Below are 22,233 nucleotides of genomic sequence, written 5' to 3' on the forward strand. Positions count from 1 at the left end.
GATGAACGATAACGCGGTCTAACTGGCCGCCATCCGAACCTTCCGCGCCTTTAGCCCCGCAATCAACGACGGCCCCAACGCCACCAGCGCCGACCCCAATACCACCAGCACCGCCCCGCCATACCCCAGACCATTGATCGTCTCGGCATGCACATACTCGGGCCACAACCAGGCGGCCATGGCCACCGCCGCGAACGTCACCAACGGCGTGATCGCCAGCGTCGCGCTCACCCGCGAGGCTTCCCAGTGCGCCAGCGCTTCGGCAAACGCGCCATACGCAATCAGGGTGTTCATGCAGCATGCCAGCAACAGCCAGCCTTGCAGCGGACTCAGTTGCAGCGCTTCCAGCGGATGCACCCACGGCGTCAGCAGCAACCCGCAGAACAGGTAAATCACCATCATCACCTGCAACGAATTCCACACCGTCAGCAATTGCTTCTGCCCCAGGGCGTAGAAGGTCCAGACCGTGGACGCCAACAACACCAAGAGCACGCCCGCGGTGTAGTCGGTCAGCGAGGTGAGCAACTCAGCCAGGCGCTGATTGAAAAACAGCCCGAAACCGATCAGCAGCACCAGCAGGCCAATCCCCTGCCCCACGCTGAAGCGTTCCTTGAACACAAACAGGCTGGCGATCAGCAACATGATCGGGCCCATCTGCACCACCAGCTGCGCGGTGCCGGGGCTGAGCAGGTTCAAGCCCATCAAATACAGGACGTAGTTGCCCACCAGACCAAGCACCGCCATCAACACCAGCCAGCCACCGCGCGGGCCAAGCACTTTGCGGCTCGGCAGGCGTCGGGTCGCCGCCAGGTAAATGAACAGGCAGCCGCCGGACACCATCAGGCGAAACCAGGTGACGGTGACCGGGTCCATCACCAGCAGCACTTGCTTGAGTTTGATCGGCAGGATTCCCCACAACAACGCGGTCAACAAGGCAAGGGACAGACCATAAACCCAGCGACCCGATGAAATGTGCATGCGTACCCCAAAGCCCGATGGCAAGAATCATCATTCTAGGCTCAGCGCCGGCCAGCACACAGGGACAGTTGACGGCGGGCCGCGAATGAAACTGTGCAGGTCGCACCATTAAATTGGCGATGTGCCGCTGATCGGCTGGCCAGGCGTTGCAAGTGGTTCATGCATAAGCTCATTGGATCCGCCAACAGCATCCCCCTCAGGAGACTGCCATGTACGGCATGCGCGCCCAGGACAACGCCCCCGCCACGCACTTTCGCTGTGACCGGATGTGTCGGGTGAATGGAGAGTTGTATTTCAGCACCCGGGAAAACACGCTGGAGGGGCCGTTTGAAAACCAGGAAGCGGCTGCGCGGGAGATTGAGGCTTATATTGCGCGGATGCAGCTATTGAGCGCCAGTCGATAGGCCGAGGCGCCTGCATCGCGGGCAAGCCCGCTCCCACAGTGATCTTCGGTGTTCACAATTTTTGTGCCCATCAAAAAACCTGTGGGAGCGGGCTTGCCCGCGATAGCAATTTGAGATTCACCAAAAATCTCAAGGCTTTTAGCGCACCGCTTCAAACAACCCGGTCGCGCCCATCCCGCCCCCCACACACATGGTCACAACACCGTAACGCAAATTCCGTCGCTGCAATTCCCGCACAAGATGCCCGACCTGACGCGAACCGGTCATACCGAACGGGTGGCCAATGGAAATCGAGCCGCCATTGACGTTGTACTTGTCGTTATCAATCCCCAGCCGGTTGCGGCTGTACAGGCATTGCGAGGCGAACGCTTCGTTGAGTTCCCACAGGTCGATGTCGGCCACCTGCAACCCCTTGGCCTTGAGCAACTTCGGCACCGAGAACACCGGGCCGATGCCCATTTCATCTGGCTCGCAACCCGCCACGGTGAAACCACGGAAGAACGCCTTCGGCTTCAACCCCAATTCCAGCGCTTTTTCCAGGCTCATCACCAAGGTCATGGACGCACCGTCGGACAGCTGCGACGAGTTGCCCGCCGTCACCGAACCGTCCTCGGCAAACACCGGTTTCAACCCCGCCAGACTTTCCAGGGTCGTGTCCGGACGGTTGCAGTCGTCGCGATCAACGACGCCATCAAGGATCTGCACTTGGCCGGAGGCCTTGTCTTCAACCCGATACTTCACCGCCATCGGTACGATTTCGTCGTCGAACAGCCCGGTGGCCTGCGCCTGAGCGGTGCGCTGCTGACTTTGCAACGCGTACAGGTCCTGTTCTTCACGGCTGACGTTGTAACGACGCGCAACGATTTCGGCAGTCTGGCCCATGGGGAAGTAGATGCCCGGCACCTGCTCCTTCAGCAGCGGGTTGATCAGGTTGTCGGTGTTGACGCTTTTCATGGTCAGGCTGATGGATTCGACGCCACCGGCGACGATGATGTCGCTGCAGCCCGAAGCGATCTGGTTGGCGGCGATGGCAATCGCCTGCAAGCCCGATGAGCAGAAACGGTTGAGGGTCATGCCGGCGGTGCCGGTGCCCAGACGCGAGAGCACCGCAACGTTGCGACCGATGTTGTAGCCCTGGGCGCCTTCGTTGGAGCCGGCGCCGACGATGCAATCCTCGACGCTGGCCGGGTCAATGCCCGAGCGCGCCAGCAGCGCATTGACGCAGTGAGCCGCCATGTCGTCCGGACGGGTCTGGTTGAACTTGCCGCGAAAGGACTTGGCCAGGCCGGTCCGCACGCTGTCGACGATCACCACTTCACGCATGGCATACCTCATTATTGTTGTCGGTTGAGAGTGGAACGAGCATAAGTCCACCCGTAACCGGTCGCGACAATCATTCACCCCGCGTATGCGTCACCATCGGCTCACTTCTTCAACTTTTTCAGCTTTTTCTCGTGCTTGTCGGACTTTTCGAACGCCGCTTCCAGCGCCTGGTTGAGCGTGCGCAAAACCTTGACCCGCGCCCAGCGCTTGTCGTTGGCTTCCACCAGCGTCCAAGGGGAAATTTCGGTGCTGGTACGGTCGACCATGTCGCCGACTGCAGCGCGATAGGCATCCCACTTTTCGCGATTGCGCCAGTCATCTTCGGTGATCTTGAAGCGCTTGAAGGGGATCTGCTCGCGTTCTTCGAAGCGCTCCAGTTGCGTCTGTTTATCGATGGCCAGCCAGAACTTGACCACGATCACACCGGCATCGGCGATCTGCTCTTCGAAATCGTTGATCTCACTGTAAGCGCGCAGCCAGTCGGCCGGACTGCAAAAGCCTTCGATACGCTCCACCAGCACCCGGCCATACCAGGAACGGTCGAACACGGTGAATTTGGACCGCGCCGGAATATGCCGCCAGAACCGCCACAGGTACGGATGTGCCCTCTCTTCTTCGGTGGGCGCGGCGATCGGCACGATGCTGTATTGCCGAGGATCGAGCGCGGCGGCCACCCGACGAATCGCCCCGCCTTTGCCCGCCGCATCGTTGCCTTCAAACACGGCGATCAAGGCGTGCTGGCGCATGCGCTTGTCGCGCATCAACCCGGAAAAACGCGCCTGCTCAGTGATCAGTTGCTCTTCGTAGTCTTCCTTCTCCAAGTGTTGGCTCAGGTCGAGGCTGTCGAGCAAGGTCACCCGATCGACGCTACTGGCCAATGGCGCGGCGCTGACTTTATCCGGGTGAATCTTCGGTCTTTTCAAGGCTTCTTGCAGGCCGTCAAGCAGAATCCTGCCGACCGCCAGGCTGCGATAGCGCGGGTCCATCCCGGCGATCACATGCCACGGCGCATAGTCGCGGCTGGTGCGGCGCAGAATGCGTTCGCCGTACTTGACGAACTTGTCGTAAGTCTCCGATTGCTGCCAGTCCAGCGGGCTGATGCGCCAGCTGTGCAACGGGTCGTCGGCCAGGGCCTTGAGGCGGTCCTTCATTTGCTTCTTGGAGAGGTGGAACCAGAACTTGAAGATCAGCGCGCCTTCGTCGCACAACATCTTCTCCAGGCGTTCGGCACCGTTGATGCTCTGATCGAGCCGGGGATCCTTGATCACGCCATGAACCCGCCCCTGCAACATCTGGCTGTACCAGTTACCGAAAAAAATCCCCATGCGCCCTGTGGCCGGCAGCATCCGCCAGTAGCGCCAGGCCGGTGGTCGCGCCAGTTCTTCGTCGGTCTGCTGATCGAACGTGCGCACCTCGATCAGTCGCGGGTCCATCCATTCATTGAGCAACTTCACCGTCTCGCCCTTGCCGGCGCCTTCGATGCCGTTGATCAAAACAATCACCGGAAAGCGTTTTTGCTGCTGCAGTTCGAACTGCGCCTCGAGCAACGCTTCACGCAGCGCCGGCACTTCGGCTTCATAGGTTTCTTTGTCGATGACGTGACCGATTTCGGCAGATTCGAACATTGAACAGCTCCTTCCAGGATTGAACAAGACTAGCGGATAGACCTCTCCTGTGTGGGAGAAATCCCATTTTCACTGCCCGGCCCGTTCCGCACGTTGCCATGGATCAAGCAGCGACTCGGCGATCGGCTAGAATGGCCGCCTTGCCGTTGCCGAGCCTGCCATGAAACCTGTATTGCCCCACGCCCAGCTCGACTGGGACGACCAAGGGCTCCCGCGCTCGCGGGTGTTCGATGATGTGTATTTTTCCGACCTGTCCGGGCTGGATGAAACCCGCTACGTCTTCCTCGAACAGAATGCGCTGCGTGAACGTTTTGCGGCGTTGCCGGTAGGCGGGAGGCTGGTGATTGGCGAGACCGGTTTTGGTACCGGGTTGAATTTCCTCTGCGCCTGGCAGTTGTTCGAGCAGCACGCGGTGGCCGGTGCGCGGTTGCATTTTGTCAGTGTCGAAAAGTACCCGCTGAGCCTGCCCGACTTGCAGCGGGCGCTGGCCTTGTGGCCGGAGCTCAAGCCGTTTGCCGATCAACTGTTGGCGCAATACGTGGCAATTCATCAAGGCTTTCAGCGTCTGGTTCTGGACCACGGGCGCATCACCCTGACGCTGCTGATTGGCGATGCGCTAGAACAGTTGCCACAACTGGACGCGCAGATCGATGCGTGGTTTCTCGACGGTTTCGCCCCAGCGAAAAACCCCGACATGTGGACCGCCGAACTGTTTGCCGAACTGGCCCGACTGGCGGCGCCCGGCTCGACCATCAGCACCTTCACCAGCACCGGGTGGGTGCGTCGTCTGTTGAATGGCGCAGGCTTCAAGATGAAGCGCACGCCCGGCATCGGCCACAAATGGGAAATCCTGCGCGGAGTGTTCCTCGGCTGGCCTGAGGAAGTTCCGGTGCCCGCCGTGGCTAAACCATGGTTCGCGCGCCCGATGCCACTAAAAGGTGAACGTCGTGCCCTGGTGATCGGCGCCGGCCTCGCCGGTTGCGCGACGGCCGCCAGCCTGGCCGCACGGGGTTGGCAAGTCAGTCTGCTGGAGCGTCACGCAGCAGTGGCGCAGGAAGCCTCGGGCAATCCTCAAGGGGTTTTGTACCTCAAGCTTTCCGCACATGGCACCGCATTGTCGCAATTGATCGTCAGTGGTTTCGGCCACACCCGACGCGTGCTTGAGCATTTGCATCGAGGTCTCGACTGGGACGATTGCGGTGTGTTGCAACTGGCGTTCAATGCCAAGGAAGCGCAGCGTCAGGGGCAATTGGCCGCGGCGTTTCCCGAGGACTTGCTGCACACGCTCGATCGAGCGCAGGCCGAGATCCGTGCCGGTATCGCGCTGCAATCGGGTGGCCTGTTCTACCCCGAAGGCGGCTGGGTGCATCCGCCCGCCCTGTGCCAATGGCAAGCTGCGCACCCGAACATACAGGTCCTGACCCATCACGAGGTGCTGGAGTTGCGTCGAGCGCACGGGCACTGGCAAGCCCTGGATGGCGAAACCGTGCTGGCCGATGCCCCGGTGGTGGTGCTGGCCGGCGCCGCCGAGATCAAGCGTTTCTCCTACAGCTGCGAACTGCCGCTCAAACGCATTCGTGGACAAATCACTCGGCTGCCACAGACGCCTGAAAGCCAGGCGCTGGGCACTGTCGTCTGCGCCGAAGGTTATGTCGCTCCAGCGCGTTTGGGTGAACACACCTTGGGCGCCAGTTTCGATTTCAACTCCGATGACCTGACCCCTACCGCTGCCGAACATGCAGGCAATCTGCTGATGCTCGAAGAAATCTCGGTCGACCTGGTCGCTCGGCTCGGCACGAATGCATTGCAGCCTGAAGCACTTGAAGGGCGCGCAGCGTTTCGTTGCACCAGCCCGGATTACTTGCCGATTGTCGGTCCACTGGCCGACGGTCAGGCGTTCGCCGACGCCTACAGCGCCTTGAGCAAGGATGCCCGGCAAACCCCGGACGTCCCATGCCCATGGCTGGACGGCCTGTACGTCAACAGCGGCCACGGTTCCCGAGGTTTGATCACCGCTCCGTTGTCAGGCGAGTTGCTGGCGGCGTGGCTGGATAACGAGCCGCTGCCCTTGCCCAGAGCCGTCGCCGAGGCATGTCATCCGAACCGCTTTGCCTTGCGACGGCTGATTCGGGGCAAGGCCTGAGGCGCTCAATCCAGCGCGAAGCAAGTCCTTGACTCGTCAGCCGTCATGGCCGCCTCGGTCAGACGCGTCAGCAAAGCCGTCTCGGCTTGCTTCAACTCATCGGCGATACCGTCAACCTGCGGACGATAGTCCGCGCCAAGTGTCGCCTCATTTTCGAAGGCTGTTTCCATCCGCACGTGAAAGGGTGCCGTCAGGTCGGTGAACTGTTGGCCATGATGCTGTCGCAAAAAGTCGCTCCAGAACGTGCGGCCACTGATGTAAGTCGATAGTTCAGGTGAGACTTCTGCGGCGATGACCTTGTTGTAGGCAACCTCCAGATCATTTGCTTTGACGCCACTGAGCGATGCATAACGCATGTGCCGGGGCTGGCCGACCAGTTCGAGCCGGTCGGCCAGGCCGGTGCGATAAGCCAGCTCCACTTCCACCGCATCGAGCGCAGGATTGGCCTGGGCCTGTTCCCGGGCAATTCGGCCAAGATAATCCAGACGGAACAGGCTTCGCCCAAGTCTCAACAGCCGAGCAGCCTGATCATGGGCATTCGCGGACTGCCGAACCACCCTGTCGATCTCGACGGCGACCTCAAGATTGCTGAAGATCGTCGCCGCGTGATCAGCGCAGTTGGCTTTCACTGCCATCGACAGCAATTGAGTGCATAACGCCGAGTCCGTCCGAGTCGCCTCAATGACACTCCAGACGCGCCGGGTCATGTCTTCGTTCACAAAGCGGCTATCCGCCGAGCTCCCGACTTCTGCCAGCAGTTCAAAGAATTCTTTCGAACGGGGTTCGTTCTTCAGCGCCAGCCATGCACGATTACGACTGGCATAGATCTCTTCAGCCGGTTTTGGCATCCACAGGTCTCGAGCCCTTTGATCATTGAGCACCACAGTTTCATTCTGCAGCAGCCCCATCCCGATCCCCGTGCGGCTCCGGTAGGCCTCCAGACTCGTTCGGCTCGTCGCGGAGATGGGGTTATGGCGCAGGTTGATCGCCAGCGCGAATCGCTGAGGAAGCTGGAACAGCCATTGGGGCAACTCCCGAATCTGGTTTCCTCGCAGGTCCACGAAGTCCAGATATGGCAAGCGGGAAAGCCCGACAGGCAGTTCCGTCGCGTGTGTATCGCGCAGCAGCAGTTCTTTCAGATTGAGCATTTTGCTGACATCAATCGTGGCTCCCAAGCGATTGCCGCTCAGCCCCAACGTGCGCAAATTGCGCATGTCGGCCAGTTTGCGCAAGGTGTGTTCAGTCAGTTGAAGCTGATTACCCTGCAGGCTTAAGTACTGGAGGTCGGGCATGTACGACAGCGCCTCAGGCAATCGTGTGAGTTGATTGCGGTCCAGTTCCAGAGTGACCAGCCCTTTGAACGGTCTAAGGAAATACGCCAGCTCATCGCCCGCCTGCATGTCCCTGATTGAAAGGCGGCGCACATGCGCGACATCCGGTTCGGTCAGCGTTGGCAATGGGCCTACAGGGTTGTGCTCCAGCGCGAGCGTTGTAGAAGGCGGGTTTTGCCGAGCGACCCGGCGCCAGCAGTTTTCGATGGCATTGGCCACCTGACGACGGCTGACCCGGATATCGTTGAGCGCCCCCGGTAGCGTCTTCATTTGCGCTTCATCGTCACGCCAGGTGTGCAACACGCCGAGCAGTTTCTTCAGTTGCTGCTGCAGCTCCTTGATGCGATTCACCCGCTGCATCTGGGTGGTGCCGGCGTTGTCGAGAAACGACGAAACCTGAGCATCCGTGAACAGCGGATAGAGCTTTCTGACTTGACGAATCAAGCCCCTTGCATAAGTGCCCGCAGCGGGAGGATCCGCCTGGACACAGGCAGTAAGGTGTTGGGGTGTATCACTGCGCTCCCCCCGTAACACCCGCCGGGTACGCGCCGGATCGTCAGCGGCGGCCCTCAACAGCCGTGATCGTAATGTCGGGACATCCGGCGTATTGTCGCCGGTGAGATGTGTGCGGGCGCTGTCAGGCAATGCATCCAGTATCGACTGAAGCAGGGTCTCGCTTGTCAGCGTGGAAGACACATTGCCGTTGGTTTGGGTGACCTTGTACCCGCTGGACGTCTTGACAATCACCTCGCGCGACGGCGCATCCGCTTCGCCCACGCTCTCCAGCAAGGTGCCGGTCGCTGAACCCTGTCGCACTTCTAGTCGACAGCGGTCATCCCAGCCTTGCACCCTGTCCATCAACCCGAGCGTCAGTCTGTCGGTGTCGGCATTCGCCAGTTGCGGCAGATGCAACCCGGTGAGCGCACGGTCCTGCCTGATCAGCGCCTGTGCCTCACTGACCTGCCGAGCGAGATCCATTCCGAGGATCTTGCGGTCACGCAGAAAGCTGCGATCGCTGCCAGAGGCGTTATCCAGCAATTCCTGACAGACCTGCGTGGGAAGGTCTGCGGCGTGTTCGCGCAGGATCGCCACGTCACCAGTGGCGGTGCCGTCCCAGGTTTTATAGAGCCACTGAAACAGCGGCTGGCGATTGCGCTTGAGCGTTGCCGCGATCTTCTTTGCCAGCAACTGCGATTTCGATTCAGTGGTCGTGCGACCCACGATGCCCTCCACTTCTGCCGGATAGAGGCCATTGATGACGGCATCGAGCAGTGTCCCCGACTCCAGATCCGACTCAGAGACCTGCACGCTGTTGACGTCATCATCGTGTGACGCGGTTTCGGGGAAGCGGGAAACGACCAGGCCCTCCTCGTCGCGCACTTCAATGAAGCGCTCGACCGGCCAGCCGCGCAGCCTCGGCAGCGTATGCAGTTGCTCCTGAATGAAGTTCTTGTTCGCGGTCTCTCCCCGTTCCATTGCCGCGACCATCGCGGTGATGCGCCGGTCAATCCTGAAACGCTCGACACAATCATTCAGCCGCTGCGGTAGCTTGAGGTGGCTTTCATGCAACTGGTGCAACGTGTCAGGCGTCATGTCGGTGATGTCGGCAATCGCTTCCAGATCACTGCCGAGATCGCTCAGGCGCGGGTCCGTGCGCCCCAACGCATAGGCGCCGTCGCGCCACTCGTGCGCATGCTCATAGACATGCCGCCAGCCACCGTCCAAATGTCGCTCGACGGCAGGCGCAAAGGCGTCAGTGCGCACAGGATGATTGAGGGTCCATGCCGATCCCGCGGCGTTACGGGTGACGCGATAGGTCGCGCCCTCCATGACGATCGACGTCTGTCCGGCATGCCGGTAAAGCTCTTGCGAATCAGGTTGCATGCCGACTGGCAGTGTCGCGGTCTGTTTGTAAGGAGCAAGGTCGGGCTTCCACAGTTTTCTTTGACCATCAGCGCGATTGATGGCTACGAAACCGTCGAAAAACACCTCCTGCTCCTTCGCGCCCTTACCGATAGCTGTCGCGATGATTTTTCCACCGACGGCAAACGCTGCCAGCTGCGCGACGTTTTCCACGACCCTCAGCAAATGGCCCAACGCCTCGGCCCGCTCGCCGTGTGTCCAGTCAGCCACACCTTCATAGACCTCACTGACGATGTCGACGACCGCCGCAGCCAGCATGAATTGGCCGATCACCGGTACGAAAAAAGCGGCTGCGTTCAACAGCAGAAGCCCACCTTCGAGCAATGCCTGAAGGGTTTTTTCCCGCTGTTGCTCATCGACGTCTTCTGTCGGCACGGCAAGTACTCGTGCGTCTTTTTGAGTCTTACTGACAAAATCACTGAAGAAAAAATCGCCAAGGCAAGTGCTGACGGGAGCAGCAGCGAGCGCGCCCAAGGTCTTGCCCTTGTCAAACCGGGTAAAAAACCCGGTTTTGTCGTGGCCATGCAGGTACTGCTCTGCGAAAGATTTTCGGTAGCTTTTGCTTTGCAAATGGAGGGTCAGGTAGACCTTGAACTCATCCAGCGAGGCGTATTCATACAGCGGTCGTCGGGGTTCGTTCGGCATGTAAACCACACACCGGGCCTTCGGCGCGGTATCGATGGAGACTTTGCTAAACACCAGGGCGCCCCAGATGCAGGTGTCATGAATCATCAAGCCCTGCCAATGCACCGGCCCGCCATCAAACAGCGCGCCTCTGGTTTGAGCTGCCGGGAGATCCTGATCGATCACACTCAGCAGCATGGTGTAGACCGCAGGCGTGATGTTCTTTTTCAGGGAGGCCATGTGGAGGGCGACTCGCATGTCCAGCACCTTCAACCGCTGGATGTCCGCGACGCTGGCCCGATCATCGACAGGCGCACCCCTTGCGGGTCTGGCCGGCAATGCCAAGGCCTCGTCGATATGGCGCTGATAGCGGGCACCGAGGTCGAGTTCACGACACAGTGCAGCGAATTTTTCAGGGCTTGTTTCAGGGCCTGATTGGGCCTGTTCATTGATTCGTATTACCGAGTCCGGAATACCGCCGCTCCTCGCTTCCGCAGAGGTGAAGTTCTCCATGGCCGCCTGGAGCAGGCTGCGCGAGGTGGTGGTTTCTTTATCCTTGCCGCCAAGGACCGGGAGCACCCCTGTTGAGGTGTAGATTTTTTTGGTGATGTCCAGCGTGTCCCGCTCGACGTCGAAATCGATCGTCCATTTGCCCTTGAGGAACCCGGTCAGTTGCTCTTTGCAGAACTCGTCCAGCGGCTTGAGCTTTTTGAGCGCCTCCGTGACTTTGCCTTGGGCAACAAAAGACTGCTCGAACGCAGCCTTCAGCGCCTGCACCCCATTCAGATCCGCCGTCGCCAACCATTGCGGAACAGACACTTGCAGCACCTGCGCTTTGTCCAGGTCGCCGGTGTGCTCCAACAACGCTTCGAGGCGTTGTGCCGATGTCATGGGCACCGTCACGGGGGCGGCTTTGGAAGTCGTAGCCAACATGAGCAATATCCTTATTGCGTTGAGAGGCCCTCAGTTTATGAAGCTCGACAGGCATTTAATAATTCGAATAACGGGTCGAACGGGCGTGCATCCCAACAGCTACTCGTATGTATCACAGCAATAATTACCACCACCGCAATGCACATTTCTGCCTTGGCTGCCGTTCCCCCGGCAGCGTCTGCTTATTACTTATCGATCTAAAACTCCCACGATCCCAGCGGGTCAGTTTCTGAGTACCCGTCGTTTTAGCCGGGTATCGATTGACCCTCCCCAACGGAAAAACCGGTAAGGACTTTATGTGCGGATTAGCTGGCGAGTTACGCTTTGATCATCAACCTGCGGACCTTGCAGCCGTTGAACGAATCACCCATCACCTGGCGCCTCGCGGCCCTGACGCGTGGGGTTTTCATAGCCAGGGGCCGATTGCCCTGGGCCATCGTCGCCTGAAAATCATGGACCTGTCGGACGGCTCGGCGCAGCCGATGGTCGACAATCAACTGGGCCTGTCCCTGGCCTTCAACGGCGCGATCTACAACTTCCCGGAACTGCGCACCGAGCTCGAAAGCCTCGGTTACGCCTTCTATTCCGGCGGCGACACCGAAGTGCTGCTCAAGGGCTATCACGCCTGGGGCGAAGCGCTGTTACCCAAGCTCAACGGCATGTTCGCCTTCGCCATCTGGGAGCGCGACGCCAAGCGCCTGTTCATCGCCCGCGACCGTCTCGGCGTAAAGCCGCTGTACCTGTCGCGAACCGGCCAGCGCCTGCGCTTCGCTTCCGCTTTGCCGGCGTTGCTCAAGGGCGGCGACATCAACCCGATCCTCGACCCGGTGGCGCTCAATCATTATCTGAACTTCCACGCGGTGGTCCCGGCGCCGCGCACCTTGCTGGCCGGCATCGAAAAGCTGCCACCCGCCACCTGGATGCGCATCGAAGCGGACGGCACCACCGAGCAGAAAACCTGGTGGACCCTGCCCTACGGCCCACACGCCGACGAGCTCAATCTGACCCTCGAAGACTGGCGCGACCGCGTACTCGACAGCACCCGCGATGCCGTAGCGATTCGCCAACGGGCGGCCGTGGACGTCGGCGTGCTGCTGTCGGGCGGTGTCGACTCGAGCATGCTCGTCGGTCTGTTGCGTGAGGTTGGCGTGGAAAACCTGTCGACCTTCTCCATCGGTTTCCAGGATGCCGGCGGCGAACGCGGTGACGAGTTCCAGTATTCGGACCTGATCGCCAAACACTACAACACGCAACACCATCAACTGCGCATCGACGAAAAGGAGATCATCGAGCAACTGCCCGCAGCCTTCCGCGCGATGAGCGAGCCGATGGTCAGCCATGACTGCATCGCGTTCTATCTGTTGTCCCGCGAAGTGGCCAAGCACTGCAAAGTGGTGCAAAGCGGCCAGGGTGCCGACGAACTGTTCGCCGGCTATCACTGGTATCCGCAGGTCGATGGCGCGGCCGATCCGTACGCGGCGTACCGAGAGGCGTTTTTTGACCGCAGCTACGAGGATTACGCCGCCACCGTGCAACCGAAATGGCTGACCGCGAATGACGCCGCCGGCGACTTCGTGAAGGAACATTTCGCACAACCCGGCGCCGATGCGGCGGTGGACAAAGCCTTGCGTCTGGACAGCACGGTGATGCTGGTGGACGACCCGGTCAAACGCGTCGACAACATGACCATGGCCTGGGGCCTGGAGGCGCGCACGCCGTTTCTCGACTATCGCCTGGTGGAATTGTCAGCACGGGTGCCGGGCAAATTCAAACTGCCGGACGGCGGCAAGCAGGTGCTGAAAGAAGCCGCGCGATTGGTGATTCCGAGCGAAGTCATCGACCGCAAGAAAGGCTACTTCCCGGTGCCAGGCCTCAAACACTTACAGGGCGACACGCTGAACTGGGTGCGCGAACTGCTGCTGGACCCGAGCCAGGATCGCGGCCTGTTCAACCCAGCGATGCTCGACCGCCTGCTGACCGATCCACAAGGCCAATTGACCCCGTTGCGCGGCTCCAAGCTGTGGCAACTGGCGGCGCTGAACCTGTGGCTCAGTGAACAAGGAATCTGATCGATGAAACCTCACGCCACGGCGTATAGCCAACGCCTGTTGCGCGGTCAGGCGCCCTCTTACGAACGCTTGCAGGCGCGTCTGGCCGAAGACGGCAGTGAACTGGGCGCCGCACCGATTGCCGTGCATTGCGGCTGGGGCCGGTTGTTGATCGGGCATACATTCCCCGATCCGGCCAGCCTCGCCCAGGAATTGCTCAATGAGCAGCCGGGCGAGCGCGACATCGCCCTGTATGTCGCCGCGCCCCAGCAAGTGCTAGGGCTGGAGCCGGCACAACTGTTTCTTGATCCGTCGGATACCTTGCGGTTGTGGTTCAGCGATTACCGTCAGGCGACCCGCGTGTTTCGCGGCTTTCGCATTCGTCGTGCGCAAAGCGATGCCGACTGGCAGGCGATCAATCAGTTGTATCAGGCACGCGGCATGTTGCCGATCGATGCCAGCCTGCTGACCCCGCGTCATCAGGGCGGCCCCGTGTACTGGCTGGCCGAAGACGAGGACAGCGGCGCGATCATCGGCAGCGTCATGGGCCTCAATCATCACAAGGCATTCAACGATCCGGAAAACGGCAGCAGCCTCTGGTGCCTGGCGGTCGATCCACACTGTTCGCGGCCCGGCGTTGGTGAAGTGTTGGTGCGGCATCTGATCGAACACTTCATGAGCCGTGGGCTGAGTTACCTGGACCTGTCCGTGCTGCACGACAATCTCCAGGCAAAAAGTCTTTACGCCAAGCTCGGTTTTCGCAACCTGTCGACCTTTGCGATCAAACGCAAGAACGGCATCAATCAACCGTTGTTTCTCGGCCCCGGTCCTGAAGCCGAGTTCAACCCCTACGCGCGGATCATCGTCGAGGAAGCCCATCGTCGCGGCATCGATGTGCAGGTCGATGATGCCGAGGCCGGGATGTTTACCCTCAGCCACGGTGGGCGGCGAGTGCGTTGCCGTGAGTCGCTGAGTGACCTGACCAGCGCCATCAGCATGAGCCTGTGTCAGGACAAAAGCCTGACGCACAAGGTGTTGAAGGCGGCCGGGCTGAATCTGCCGACCCAGCAACTGGCCGGCAACGCCGATGACAATCTGGCGTTTCTCGACGAGCACGAGCGGGTGGTGGTCAAACCGCTGGATGGCGAGCAGGGGCAAGGGGTGGCGGTGGATTTGCGGACCATCGAAGACGTCCAGCTAGCCATTGAATCAGCCCGCCAGTTCGACAGCCGCGTGCTGCTGGAAAGCTTTCACGAAGGCCTCGACCTGCGGATTCTGGTGATCGGGTTTGAGGTGGTGGCGGCGGCGATTCGTCGGCCGGCCGAAGTGGTGGGCGACGGTCAGCATTCCATCGGAGCGCTGATCGAAGCCCAGAGTCGCCGACGTCAGGCGGCCACCAGCGGTGAAAGCAAAATCCCGCTGGACCACGAGACCGAACGCACTGTGCAGACAGCGGGTTACGACTACAGCAGCATTCTGCCGGCCGGTGAGCATTTGTTCGTACGGCGTACGGCGAATCTTCATACCGGCGGTGTGCTGGAAGATGTCACGGCGATCCTGCATCCGACACTGGTGGACGCAGCCGTGCGCGCGGCGCGGGCGCTGGACATTCCGATGGTCGGGCTCGACCTGATGGTGCTCGCGGCGGATCAAGCGCAGTACGTGTTTATCGAAGCCAATGAACGCGCCGGTCTGGCCAACCATGAACCGCAGCCGACGGCCGAACGGTTTGTGGATCTGTTGTTTCCGCACAGTCAGCCAGCGGTTTCTTAGTGATGCGGTGCCTGTTGGGCCGCCATCGCTGGCAAGCCAGCGCCTACAAGTCATGCGACAACCCTGTAGGAGCTAGCTTGCCAGCGATAGCGGCCTGACAGGCAACACACACCTTCTTTTCTCTCATCGAAACCATCGATGTTCGTGACTCATCAGGAGTTTCCATGACCCGTAAAATTCCGGAACCGGACCTCAACTATCTACAAAAAGTCTTGCTGGAAATGCTCGCCATTCCCAGCCCCACCGGCTTCACCGACACCATCGTGCGCTACGTCGCCGAGCGGCTTGAAGAGCTGGGCATTCCTTTCGAGATGACCCGCCGTGGCACCATCCGCGCCACGCTCAAAGGCAAGAAAAACAGCCCCGACCGCGCCGTCTCCGCCCACCTCGACACCATCGGCGCCGCCGTTCGCGCAGTGAAAGACAACGGTCGCCTGACCCTGGCACCGGTCGGCTGCTGGTCCAGCCGTTTTGCCGAGGGCAGCCGCGTCAGCCTGTTTACCGACAACGGCGTGATCCGTGGCAGCGTGTTGCCGTTGATGGCGTCCGGGCATGCGTTCAACACGGCAGTGGACGAGATGCCGATCAGTTGGGATCACATCGAACTGCGCCTCGACGCGTACTGCGCGACCCGCGCCGACTGCGATTCGCTGGGGATCAGCGTTGGCGATTTCGTCGCGTTCGACCCGCTGCCGGAGTTCACCGAAAGCGGCCACATCAGCGCCCGGCACCTCGACGACAAGGCCGGTGTTGCCGCGTTGCTGGCGGCGCTGAAAGCGATCGTCGACAGTGGCGAAGAACTGATGATCGACTGCCATCCGCTGTTCACCATCACCGAGGAAACCGGCAGCGGCGCGGCGGCGGCATTACCGTGGGACGTCAGCGAATTCGTCGGCATCGACATTGCGCCGGTCGCGCCCGGCCAGCATTCCAGCGAACACGCGGTCAGCGTGGCGATGCAGGATTCCGGCGGGCCTTACGACTATCACTTGTCTCGGCACCTGCTGCGGCTGGCCAGCGACAACGAGTTGCCGGTGCGTCGCGACCTGTTTCGCTACTACTTCAGTGACGCGCATTCGGCGGTCACCGCCGGCCATGACATTCGCACCGCCCTGCTCGCCTTCGGCTGCGACGCGACTCACGGCTACGAACGCACCCACATCGACAGCCTCGCAGCGCTCAGTCGCCTGCTCGGCGCCTACATCCTCAGCCCGCCAGTGTTCGCCAGCGATGCGCAGCCGGCCAAGGGATCGTTGGACCGGTTCAGTCATCAGATCGAACATGACACGCAGATGGAAAGCGATACGCGGGTGCCGTCGGTGGACAGTCTGGTGGGGCAACGGTCCGATAGCTGATCCGGATTTTTGGTTGTCAGACAGATCGCCATCGCCGGCAAGCCAGCTCCTACAGGAGTTGTGTCGTACAAAATACTCCGAACGACACAACTCCTGTAGGAGCTGGCTTGCCGGCGATGGCGACGGCTCAGTCAACCCATCATTCCCAGGCTAGCCGCAACCGCCCATTCGCCGTAGCATCGCGCCATTGTTTAGCCGAGGTGCCTATGCTGATTCCCCACGACCAACTTGAAGTCGACACCCTGACCCGCCTGATCGAGGATTTCGTGACCCGTGACGGCACCGACAACGGCGATGACACGCCGCTGGAAACCCGCGTATTGCGGGTACGCCAGGCCTTGACCAAAGGTCAGGCGCTGATTGTCTTCGACCCGGAAAGCGAGCAATGCCAGTTGATGCTCAAGCACGACGTGCCCAAGCATCTGTTCGACTGACGCCTTCATCGCCCTTTGGTTTTTTCCAGTTTGACCTGGATGCGCTTGTAGACTTCGGCCCGGTGCACATTGACGCTCTGCGGCGCTTCGACGCCAAAGCGCACGGTGTTGCCGCTGACGCCGACAATACGCACCGAAATCTCGTCACCGATGGAAATCATTTCGCCCACAACGCGGCTGAGTACAAGCATGGCATTCGTCCTTCAGGGTTATCGAACCCTGAAGATGCCCGGCGCCCGACGGGCCTTCAATGCGACGAGCGCAAAACAGTCCCGCCCTACAGCACAAGACGAACACCTCTTAAGGAAACGTCTTACAAACTGTGGTTTTGCCTCAGGAGGCGGAGAAACGCGGGCCGAACAGGATGATGCTTGCGCCGATCACACACAACGCCACGCCGATCCAGTCCGAGCCGAGCGGACGAATCCGTTCGACCACCGCCAGCCAGCCAATCGACGCAATGATGTAGATGCCACCGTAGGCGGCATAAGCACGCCCCGCATAGCTCGCCTCGACACGGGTCAGCAGCAACGCGAACAAGGTCAGGCTGAGCAGCGCCGGCACCACCCACCAGACGCTTTTGCCTTGACGCAGCCACATCCAGAAGGCAAAGCAGCCGGCGATTTCAAACAGCGCGGCAAGAAAAAACCACAGGTAATTGAGCATGCGAACGTCTCGTGAGGCTGACCGATTGCGGCCACCCTAACGACGACGTTGTACGCGGGCAAGTTCAGCCTGCGGTTTGTTTGGCCTTGGCGCGCATTTTATCGGCCATGAGGGTCATTTCGTTGTAGAGCAGTTGCGGGTTCTTCTGCTTGAGCGCCCAGGCCATACGGCCCTGTTCGTGGGGCAAGATCATGAATTCGCCGGCGGCGACGTGCTGATAGATGTAGTCGGCAATGTCCGTCGCACTAATCGGCGAACTTTCCAGCAACTTGCCAACCTGCGCTTTCATGGCAGGCGTCGGACCACGGAAAGAGTCCAGCAGGTTGGTCTGGAAGAACGACGGGCACACCACATGAACACCGATTTCCTGGTGCGCCAGTTCGATCAGCAGGCTTTCGGACAACGCCACCACACCGGCCTTGGCCACGTTGTAGTTGCTCATGGCCGGGCCTTGCATCAAAGCCGCCATCGACGCGATGTTGATGATCTTGCCTTTGCTTTTTTCCAGCAGCGGCAAGAACGCCTTGCACCCCTTGACCACGCCCATCAGGTTGATCGCGATCTGCCAGTCCCAGTCTTCCAGGGACAGTTCGCTGAAGAACCCGCCCGAGGCGACACCGGCGTTGTTGACGATGACATCGATGCCGCCGAGTTTGACTTCACAGGCCTGGGCGAACGCGGTCAACTGACTGTAATCGCGCACATCGCACCGCTGGATAAAACCGTCACCGCCGGCTTCGCGAACCAGTTTCAGGGTTTCCTGCAGACCAGGCTCGCTGACATCGGACAAGGCCAGTTGCCAGCCTTCACGCGCCCAGCGCAGCGCGATTTCGCGACCCAGGCCCGAGCCCGCGCCAGTGATCATCATGCGATTTTGCATAGCAAACAGCCTTGTTGTTCCGGGGAAGATGCATCGAGTGTAGCGAAGGACATTGCCCGACCCACGCTCCATCAGATTGCTGAATGGCGCGAGCAAACCGCGAGCGCGCCTGAACCCACTAGCCCCCTGAGAACGAAATAAGCCTTTCTTCGAAAAACATTAAAAAAACTTGGAATTTTCTTTCATGTACAACAGTCGGATTTTGTAAGCAGCTCGGGTTAATTGCAGTCCAGCTGACAATTAATCACCCGAAAATTCCAGAACACTTCCAACAAGGAAATAGACATGGGCACAATTCTAATTATTATTTTGATCCTCCTGCTGGTAGGTGGTCTGCCGGTCTTCCCTCACTCCAGAAGTTGGGGTTATGGCCCGTCGGGTATCATCGGCGTGGTGTTGGTGGTGCTGTTGATTCTGCTGTTACTCGGCAAAATATAAAGAGCTGACAGGCAAAAAAAAGAGGCCCTTGAAGGGCCTCTTTTTTATTGCGTCAACTTTCAGTCCGGCTTGCCGTCAACGACACCGGCGGTGTTGTCGATCAGGCTCTTGGTTGCCGTTTGCAGGAACGCTTCGAGCTTGAGTTTCAGCTCGGCAGTACGCGGGGCATCCGGAACGATCTCGGCGTGAGGCGTTGCGCCCAGTTCGTACTGGTACATCTTCGGCGCCATTTCCTTTTCTTTCGGCAAGACCAGAATCTGATCGGCCGTGATAATGGCAGTGGTCTGTTCGCTACCCGACGGTTTGATCACGCCAAAACCGGTGTCGCCTTCCGGCAGGTCAAGCAGGTCACGCCCCCAGCACTGATGACGCACTTCGCCACCGATACGACCCATGATAGTCGGCACGATGTCGATCTGAGTGCCCACCGTGTGGTCAAGTTTGCCGAATTTTTCCTGGATGCCCGGTGCGATCATCAGCATCGGCACGTTGAAGCGGCCGAGGTCCATTTCGGTGATCTGGCGCTCGTTGCCGAAACCGTGGTCGCCGACGATGACAAACAGGGTTTCCTTGAAGTAAGGCTCCTTGCGGGCCTTTTCAAAGAACTGGCCGAGTGCCCAGTCCGCGTAACGCATGGCGGTCAAATGCTCGTTCAGACTGCCACGATCGGTCACGCGCTCGACCGGCAATGGCGTCGGCAAGGCATAGGGTGTGTGGTTGGACAGGGTTTGCAGCAAGGCATAGAACGGCTTGCCGTTTTCCCGCGCCTTGAGCTCGACCAGGCCTCGGTCGAACATGTCCTGATCGGACACGCCCCAGGTCGGATCGGAGAACACCGGGTTGACGAAGTCGTTACGACCGATGAAGTTGGTCATGCCTTGGTTGCTGAAGAAGCCAGACTGGTTGTCCCAGGCGAAGTCACCGTTGTAGACGTACACATCGTCATACTTACGCGCACTGAGCAATTGCGGGAGGCCGGACAATTTGTGGCTGCCTTCCGGGGTCTGCATCAAGTATTCGAAACCCGGCAGGTTCGGGAAGCAGGCCATGGTGGCGAACATACCCTGGTGGGTGTGAGTGCCGTTGGAGAAGAACCGGTCGAACAACAAGCCTTCCTTCGACAACTTGTCGAGGTACGGCGTGATGTTGCCCGGTGCGCCGAGAGCGCCGACCGAGTGACCGGCCATGCTTTCCATCAGGATGACGACGACGTTCTTGATCGGCAGGGTCTTGTCGGCTGGCGGCGTGTAATCGCGACGCACCGCTGCGGTCTCGGCATCCACCAGTTTGTCGTTCGGCATCACCAGCATGTCACGCACGATTTGCTGGGCTTGCGGCTGCGGCAGTGTGGCTTTCCAGATGTTGTCGCGATCTTCCGACATCCGGCTCTTGGCTGCCGCAACCAGCGACAGGGTACCGTTGAGGCCCAACTGGTTGGCGAAGTTGGAGTCAGTGGTGTAGACGTCACCCCAACGCAGCGGCGGGCCTTGACGCAGAGTGCCACGAGCCGCGACCACGCAGATCATCAGGCACACCACGAACACCATGATGCGCGCATACCACGGGGCGATCTGACGCGTGCCGATGCTGCCGCCGCTGAAGGGGCCGCGAGGACGGGTGGCGCGGTCGGCGCCCTTGAACGCCAAGGTCAGGATCAAGGTGCCCACAGCCCAGGCCAGCAGGTAGCGCACCACCGGGAATCCGTACCAGAGCATGCTCATGACGGTTTTCGGGTCTTCCTTTACATACTGGAAGACCAGGCCGTTGAGGCGCTGGTGGAACTCGCGGTAGAAGTCCATTTCCATCAGGCCGAGGAACAGCGCGATGCTCGAAGCAATGGTCAGCCAGAAACGGAAGAATCCGCGAGCCGCCATGGCCCGGGCACTGAACAGTGCCAGCAGCAATGGAATGCTGAGGTAGACCACCAAGCGCAAGTCGAAACGCAGGCCGTTGGCGAATGCTTCGAGAAAGGTCGAGGCCGGGGTGTCGAGGATCATCTCGCGGTTGTAGACCAGCAGCGCGACGCGCAGCAGGCTGAACATGACCATCATGACCAGGGCACACAACAGCGTGTAGGCCAGATGCGATTTGACGGTCGGTTGCAGCAGGCGACTAGAAGCTCGCTGCTGACTCAGGGCGTCCGGGATTGCCATGTCGTTTTAGGACCCATTGGAAGTTGAAGTTTCAAAATTACGGCTGCGCCTTGCCCTCTGTTGGCCAGTTCTCGGCCCCGGGGTTTGCGCGGTGCGCAAATGTTGCACGATCAACCGCGGCATTGCCATTGATTACTGCCTGACAATGTTGGCGCGGGCGAATTGTCTTGGAGACTTTGTGAAAATTTTGTGCAACGCATATTCGGAAACACAATAAAGCCCCCCAAACTCTAAAAGTTGAATGTGCTCATATCCGGTTATGCGGTAACGGCAACGGCAACGGCAACGGCAACGGCCATTTCAGCGAACCCTTGACTGGGGTGTTACACGATCAACTGTAGGAGCTGGCTTGCCGGCGATAGCGGTGGGTCAGCCAACCTGTTTATTGAATGGACGGACGCCAGCGCCGGCAAGCCAGCTCCTACAGGGAACTGCCAGGCCGGGCGGCGTTGCGTTTTTCCAAGTGGCCCGCTGGAAGAGCGGAACCATAAGTCGCCGAGCCCCCAACAACGGAGGTACACCCATCAAACACACCGCCTCACCCAAAAAAATGCCCCGATCAAGTCAGGGCGTTTTATAAAAGGAACGGGGCGATTATTTCTCGGCGCGTTCTTTCAGAGCTTTCAAAGTATTGAACGGCGCATCAACCACAAACTTGTTGGCAATCATCGAAGGCACGCTACCACCTGGCTCGGTGTGTACCTGATAAGTCACTTCAACCTGATCACCCTTGGGCACCAACTTCCAGAAACCCTCGACCTTGACGACCCGCACAAAACCTTTTTCTTCTGGAATGTACTTCGGTACGCCCTCGAGCTTGCGGGTCAGGCTGCCATCCGCGCCTTCGGTGGTCGTGATGTGCAACACCGAATCACGCGCGGTCACTGGCCATGGAGTATTGAACTGGGTGTAGGTCCAGCTCTGATCGCCTTCGTGCTTGAGTAGCTTCTGCTGTTTGCATTCGTGAATCCACGAGCACGCGCCCGCCACGTCTTCCTGGAGCGCGCGCAATTTGGCCATGGTGGTTTTCATCAGGGTAACGCCCTGATAAGCCTTGTAGTCAGAGCCGGCCACTTCACTCAAGGACACTTTGATGCCGTCTTCGTTCTTGGCCACCTTCCAGTCTTCGGCCTGTGCGGCGGCAGTCGCCAGCAAAACCGTCAAACCACACAGCACAGCCATTCGATGCAGCGAACCCATAG

General features: G+C 59.8%; 16 protein-coding genes. 7 read left to right on the forward strand and 9 right to left on the reverse strand.

Annotated features, from left to right (window positions below):
* Positions 1–18: 18 nt before the first annotated feature.
* Complete coding sequence (locus ACI77H_RS14200; protein WP_407012435.1) at positions 19–978, reverse strand: DMT family transporter; 960 nt, start codon at positions 976–978, stop codon at positions 19–21.
* A 209-nt stretch (positions 979–1,187) separates the two neighbouring features.
* On the opposite strand from ACI77H_RS14200, the gene ACI77H_RS14205 reads away from it, so the two are divergent.
* Positions 1,188–1,382 (forward strand): DUF6316 family protein, encoded by a 195-nt coding sequence (locus ACI77H_RS14205; RefSeq protein ID WP_407012436.1) that lies wholly within the window; start codon positions 1,188–1,190, stop codon positions 1,380–1,382.
* A gap of 138 nt (positions 1,383–1,520) precedes the next feature.
* On the opposite strand, the gene ACI77H_RS14210 is transcribed toward ACI77H_RS14205, so the two are convergent.
* Positions 1,521–2,705, reverse strand: coding sequence for a thiolase family protein (locus tag ACI77H_RS14210; RefSeq protein WP_407012437.1), 1,185 nt, complete (start codon positions 2,703–2,705; stop codon positions 1,521–1,523).
* A 101-nt stretch (positions 2,706–2,806) separates the two neighbouring features.
* Positions 2,807–4,330: a polyphosphate:AMP phosphotransferase gene (gene pap, locus ACI77H_RS14215; RefSeq protein ID WP_407012438.1), complete on the reverse strand. Its 1,524-nt coding sequence runs from the start codon at positions 4,328–4,330 to the stop codon at positions 2,807–2,809.
* A gap of 160 nt (positions 4,331–4,490) precedes the next feature.
* Here pap and mnmC point away from each other — a divergent pair, with 160 nt between their 5' ends.
* Entirely contained in the window at positions 4,491–6,473 is a 1,983-nt protein-coding gene (mnmC, locus tag ACI77H_RS14220) for a bifunctional tRNA (5-methylaminomethyl-2-thiouridine)(34)-methyltransferase MnmD/FAD-dependent 5-carboxymethylaminomethyl-2-thiouridine(34) oxidoreductase MnmC (protein WP_407012439.1), read from the forward strand.
* A 5-nt stretch (positions 6,474–6,478) separates the two neighbouring features.
* Here the strand turns inward: mnmC and ACI77H_RS14225 are convergent, their stop codons facing one another.
* A complete protein-coding gene (locus ACI77H_RS14225) occupies positions 6,479–11,284 on the reverse strand; it encodes an NEL-type E3 ubiquitin ligase domain-containing protein (protein WP_407012440.1) in 4,806 nt (1,601 codons plus the stop codon).
* Positions 11,285–11,580: 296 nt separating this feature from the next.
* On the opposite strand from ACI77H_RS14225, the gene ACI77H_RS14230 reads away from it, so the two are divergent.
* From ACI77H_RS14230 to ACI77H_RS14245, 4 genes are all read left to right on the forward strand, one after another.
* Entirely contained in the window at positions 11,581–13,353 is a 1,773-nt protein-coding gene (locus ACI77H_RS14230; protein ID WP_407012441.1) for an N-acetylglutaminylglutamine amidotransferase, read from the forward strand.
* A gap of 3 nt (positions 13,354–13,356) precedes the next feature.
* On the forward strand, positions 13,357–15,105 hold the full coding sequence (gene ngg, locus ACI77H_RS14235) for an N-acetylglutaminylglutamine synthetase (protein ID WP_407012442.1): 1,749 nt from the start codon (positions 13,357–13,359) through the stop codon (positions 15,103–15,105).
* Between the two features lie 164 nt (positions 15,106–15,269).
* Positions 15,270–16,460, forward strand: coding sequence for an osmoprotectant NAGGN system M42 family peptidase (locus tag ACI77H_RS14240; RefSeq protein WP_407012443.1), 1,191 nt, complete (start codon positions 15,270–15,272; stop codon positions 16,458–16,460).
* A gap of 206 nt (positions 16,461–16,666) precedes the next feature.
* The gene (locus tag ACI77H_RS14245) at positions 16,667–16,894 is read left to right on the forward strand and encodes a YheU family protein (protein WP_003199186.1); all 228 of its coding nucleotides are present in this window, start codon (positions 16,667–16,669) and stop codon (positions 16,892–16,894) included.
* A 5-nt stretch (positions 16,895–16,899) separates the two neighbouring features.
* On the opposite strand, the gene csrA is transcribed toward ACI77H_RS14245, so the two are convergent.
* The 3 genes from csrA to ACI77H_RS14260 all read right to left on the reverse strand — a co-directional run bounded on the left by csrA (position 16,900) and on the right by ACI77H_RS14260 (position 18,440).
* Positions 16,900–17,085: a carbon storage regulator CsrA gene (gene csrA / locus ACI77H_RS14250; protein ID WP_407012444.1), complete on the reverse strand. Its 186-nt coding sequence runs from the start codon at positions 17,083–17,085 to the stop codon at positions 16,900–16,902.
* 142 nt (positions 17,086–17,227) lie between these two features.
* Positions 17,228–17,560: a YnfA family protein gene (locus ACI77H_RS14255; protein WP_407012445.1), complete on the reverse strand. Its 333-nt coding sequence runs from the start codon at positions 17,558–17,560 to the stop codon at positions 17,228–17,230.
* Positions 17,561–17,624: 64 nt separating this feature from the next.
* Complete coding sequence (locus tag ACI77H_RS14260) at positions 17,625–18,440, reverse strand: SDR family oxidoreductase (RefSeq protein ID WP_407012446.1); 816 nt, start codon at positions 18,438–18,440, stop codon at positions 17,625–17,627.
* 279 nt (positions 18,441–18,719) lie between these two features.
* Here ACI77H_RS14260 and ACI77H_RS14265 point away from each other — a divergent pair, with 279 nt between their 5' ends.
* Entirely contained in the window at positions 18,720–18,878 is a 159-nt protein-coding gene (locus ACI77H_RS14265) for a DUF3309 family protein (RefSeq protein WP_174602692.1), read from the forward strand.
* A 59-nt stretch (positions 18,879–18,937) separates the two neighbouring features.
* On the opposite strand, the gene ACI77H_RS14270 is transcribed toward ACI77H_RS14265, so the two are convergent.
* The gene (locus tag ACI77H_RS14270; protein ID WP_407012447.1) at positions 18,938–21,031 is read right to left on the reverse strand and encodes an LTA synthase family protein; all 2,094 of its coding nucleotides are present in this window, start codon (positions 21,029–21,031) and stop codon (positions 18,938–18,940) included.
* Positions 21,032–21,625: 594 nt separating this feature from the next.
* Positions 21,626–22,231, reverse strand: coding sequence for an START domain-containing protein (locus ACI77H_RS14275; RefSeq protein ID WP_407012448.1), 606 nt, complete (start codon positions 22,229–22,231; stop codon positions 21,626–21,628).
* Between the last annotated feature and the right edge of the window lie 2 nt (positions 22,232–22,233).

The sequence above is a fragment of the Pseudomonas sp. O230 genome (assembly GCF_045447035.1).
Classification (GTDB): Bacteria; Pseudomonadota; Gammaproteobacteria; order Pseudomonadales; family Pseudomonadaceae; genus Aquipseudomonas.